This window comes from Acinetobacter sp. AND/436 (assembly GCF_049546925.1).
Taxonomy (GTDB): Bacteria; Pseudomonadota; Gammaproteobacteria; order Pseudomonadales; family Moraxellaceae; genus Acinetobacter; species Acinetobacter indicus.
Map to the genome: position 1 here is coordinate 1 of NZ_JBMXBO010000037.1, position 1,187 is coordinate 1,187.

1 protein-coding gene is annotated in these 1,187 nt (G+C 29.2%); it reads left to right on the forward strand.

Going from position 1 to position 1,187, the window contains the following annotated elements; genetic code table 11:
* Positions 1-602: 602 nt before the first annotated feature.
* On the forward strand, positions 603-1,052 hold the full coding sequence (locus ACPEPR_RS13770; RefSeq protein ID WP_423562561.1) for a hypothetical protein: 450 nt from the start codon (positions 603-605) through the stop codon (positions 1,050-1,052).
* The last annotated feature ends 135 nt before the right edge of the window (positions 1,053-1,187 follow it).

The following is a 1,187-nucleotide window of genomic DNA, read 5'->3' on the forward strand; positions in this document are numbered from 1 at the left end:
GTGTAATGCACCTATTTTATAGTGTAACACCTCCAAAAAATGGGCTTTTTATAGTGTAACGCACCCCAAAAAATGGGCTTTTTATAGTGTAACGTACAGTCAAATTATAGTGTAACGCACCTTTTTTTATAGTGTAACGCACCTCTTTTTATAGTGTAACGGTAGGAATGTATAAAAAATAATGAAATCTAAGGTTTTTTCTGGGTGACTTTAGGTTGGAGGTGATTAGGATTGTATATTTTTGATTAAATTTTAATCGCATGGCTGTTTGTTAATTTGTAAAAGCAGGGTGCGTTCATATCAAAATCGATCATTTTTAGAAGGGAATTTATGCGACAAAATGACGCATTGGTTAGAGAATTAACTCTGTCTTTGAAACTTAAAAGGAAAGTTTTGAGGACCACGGCTTTATGATTTGATAAAAGGCAGCTAAGCCCACCAAACTTCAATTAAGATGGCTAGACTAATTTTTAAATATTCGGGTAATTTTTTAATCCTGAATGGCTTTGTTGCATAAATATGTAAGCATCTGATTTAAATAAATTTAATTTTGGATCAAAAAATAATCAAAACTTTTAAAATCATATAGTTATGAAATCTTTGTGCAACAAAGCCATTTTATTGTTAAAATTAAGAATGGTGCTGACTCAATTGGTATGGAGATTTTATCCAAAGAACAATTGTTAGAAGTAAAACCAATTAATAAACTAATTCAGCCATTAATTGATTTCAAATACGAAGTATCTTTTTATTATCTGGATGATAAATTCCAATATGCACTTTATGCCCCAGATAAAAATAAACGCTGGGAATTAATTGAGTATCAAGCTAGTTCTGAAGATTTAGCATTTGCCGATAAATTTATAAAATGGAATAACATTCAAACTGGAATTACTAGAGTCGATGCTTGTCGATGCCAAGATGATTCTTTACTCTTAGTTGAATTAGAAGATTTAAATCCATTTTTATCTATTGAATTGATTAGTAAAGAAAAAAGAGAAAAATTCATCTCAAATTTGATCCAAACCTTTGAGAAACTACTTTCAAAATAAAAAAAAGCCAAACATTTTGTATATAGTTCAAAGTGTTTGGCTTGAATAACCACTGATTTTGTAGACAATTTTTGCTTAAATTTAACTTAAAACATAGTACCTATTTAACATAATGGCTGTTATACGAAATTAATA